At 71.1% G+C, this 2782-nt stretch carries 2 protein-coding genes; both read right to left on the bottom strand.

The features are described 5' to 3' along the window. Positions 1-15 precede the first annotated feature (15 nt). Complete coding sequence (locus tag B4E30_RS10780) at positions 16-795, bottom strand: ATP-binding cassette domain-containing protein (RefSeq protein WP_414683210.1); 780 nt, start codon at positions 793-795, stop codon at positions 16-18. Between the two features lie 71 nt (positions 796-866). After that, positions 867-2729 (bottom strand): DNA primase, encoded by a 1863-nt coding sequence (gene dnaG, locus B4E30_RS10785; RefSeq protein ID WP_286795295.1) that lies wholly within the window; start codon positions 2727-2729, stop codon positions 867-869. Positions 2730-2782 lie beyond the last annotated feature (53 nt).

Consider the following 2782-nt stretch of genomic DNA (forward strand, 5'->3'; position numbering starts at 1 on the left):
CCCGACGGGAGGAAATCAGTCGGAGGGCTTCGCGGCGGCCACCAGTCGGTGATCCGCGTCGCCGCTCGGCGTCCAGAGCAGGTCATCCGCTCCCCGGCCGGCGGCGATCGCATGCCCGGACCGCATGACGATCACATCAGCCTCGAGCCCGCGCACGACGTCGCGGTCGTTGGTGCCGACCAGCGCGGCCATGCCGTACTCGTCACGGCGTCGCAGCACCGCTGCGAGGGCCGCCGCCCGCACCTCGACGTCGAGATTGGCGAACGGCTCATCGGCGACGAGGAGCTTCGGATCGAGGATGAGCGCCTGCGCGAACGCGACCCGCTGGCGCATGCCCGCGCTCAGCTCGTACGGATACTTCGCGGCCGCGCCCAGCGGGAGCTGCATCTCGTCGAGCAGCCCCGCGACCCGGACGGCCAGCGCGCGGGCGTTGACGTTCTTGTCACGCGATGTGATGGGCTGGCCGATCAGTTCCGAAACGGTGAAGCGGGACGGCAGCTTCGCGCCGGCGGACTGCGGCAGGTAGCCCGTGAGATACGTCAGCCGACGCAGCGCCCGCCCCGGACGTCGGACCCGGATGCCGTGCACGCGCGCGTCGCCCCCGACGACCGCGAGGCCGGACTCACCGGCGCCGGCGATGACCGCGAGGAGGCTCGACTTGCCGGCACCGGTCGGGCCCATGATCGTGAGCGCATGCGCGTATGGCAACGTGAACGACAGCCCGTCCACGACACGCTCGTCCGGTGCACCGCGACCCGCCCGGGAGATCGAGAGATCATCGGCCCGGACGGCCACGTCCGCTTCTTCGATCCGCGACGCCATACCGACATCCTGCCGTGTCCGCGCACCGATCACCAGCGCGTGCGTCAGTCGTCGGCGTCGAGCCGCTGGCGCTCGACGTCGAGCTCACGCAATCGCAGTCGGATACGTCGTCCCTGCTCGCTGTCGGCCGGCACCCGCTGGATCGCTCCGAGAAGCTCCGTCTTCTCGGTCTGGAGTCCGCGTCGCACGAGGCGCCGCGCGAGATCCGCGGTCGACGCCTCCGCGCTCTCGACCGTCGATGCCGGGAACGGCATGGTCAGTAGCTCCGAGGCGAGCGAGCGGTACGGCTCGCGCACCTGATCGATCGCCTCGACAGACCAGCCGGGCCGGGTCACGTCGGCCGTCTGCGCCACGACCTGACGAACCGCCTCGAGCGCGGGAGTGCGGAATGGCTGGTCGACGGCACGCGCCAGCAGGGCGGTGTCGAGGCGATGACCGAACTGGAGGAATCCCATCAGGGCATCCCGCTCGAGGGCGGCATCCGGCGTGCGCGGGAGCTGCGCGACGGTCGCGCGCGGCACCGGGGCGGACCCGTCATCGTCCGGCCGCGCCGCGGGCGCAGCGCTCATGCGACGACGGTCCTCCGGTTCGCGTCGGCCGGCACGCTCGACCTCGCGTCGGACATCCTCGGTGTCCATTCCGAGGCGACGAGCGAGCACGCGGATGTACTCCGGCTGGATGAGCGGATCGCGCAGGTCGGCGACGACCGGCGCCGCGGACCGCAGGGCCCCGATCCGACCCTCCACGGACGCGAGATCGTAGGCGGCGATCCGCTGGTCCAGGACGAACTCGACCATGGGCGACTTCGACTCGACGAGACCGCGGACCGCGCCGTCGCCGCGGTGGAGACGCAGGTCGCACGGGTCCAGTCCCTGCGGGCCCGTGGCCACATAGGTCTGTGCATTGAAGCGCTTGGCATCGGCGAACGCGCGGAGCGCGGCTTTCTGCCCGGCGGCGTCCGGGTCGAAGGTGAACACGACCTCGCCGGCCTGCGAGTCGTCTCCCATCACGCGCCTGAGGACCGTGATGTGATCGGCCCCGAAAGCCGTGCCGCACGTGGCGACGGCGGTGGTCACCCCCGCGAGGTGACAGGCCATGACATCGGTGTAGCCCTCGACGACCACCACGCGGTGATCCCGGGAGATGTCCCGCTTGGCCAGGTCCAGCCCGTACAGCACCTGCGCCTTGCGATAGATCGGCGTCTCGGGTGTGTTGAGGTACTTCGGCCCGTTGTCGTCGTCGTACAGGCGCCGGGCGCCGAAACCGATCGTCTGCCCGGTGACGTCGCGGATGGGCCACACCAGGCGACCGCGGAATCGGTCGTACACCCCGCGCTGCCCCTGGGAGACGAGACCGGCGGCCAGCAGCTCCTCCCGACGGAACCCGCGCGCACCGAGCGCGTCGAGCATCCCCGACCAGCCGCGCGGCGCATACCCCACGCCGAAGTGCGCCGCAGCACCGGCGTCGAACCCGCGCTCGCCCAGGAATCGGCGCCCGGCATCGGCATCCGGTGTCGCCAGCTGCGCGCGGAAGTACTCCGCCGCCGCTGCGTTCGCCTCGTATAGGCGCGCGCGCCCGCTGTTCTGCGGCGCCGCACCGCCGTCCTCGTAGTGCAGCGCGTAGCCGATGCGCGCGGCGAGACGCTCGACCGCCTCCGAGAAGCTCAGGTGGTCCATGCGACGGAGGAACGTGTACACGTCACCGGACTCACCGCATCCGAAGCAGTGATAGAAGCCGACTTGGGGCCGCACGTTGAAACTCGGGCTGCGCTCGTCGTGGAACGGACAGAGCCCCTTCATGGATCCGACGCCCGCGGGCTTGAGGGCGACGCGCTCGCCGATGATGTCGGCGATGTTGGTACGCGCCTTCACCTCGTCGACGTCCGCCTGACGGATCAGTCCGGCCATCAGACCCCGACCTCGCCGCGTGGACGAGGAGCCCCCGACGGCCGCGGCTCGCT

This window comes from Microbacterium sp. UBA3394, assembly GCF_002358725.1.
Lineage (GTDB): Bacteria > Actinomycetota > Actinomycetes > Actinomycetales > Microbacteriaceae > Microbacterium > Microbacterium luteum.

Coding starts and splice junctions, on each gene's coding strand:
- dnaG (WP_286795295.1), bottom strand. CDS start 2,729: ATGGCCGGACTGATCCGTCAGGCGGACGTCGACGAGGTGAAGGCGCGT.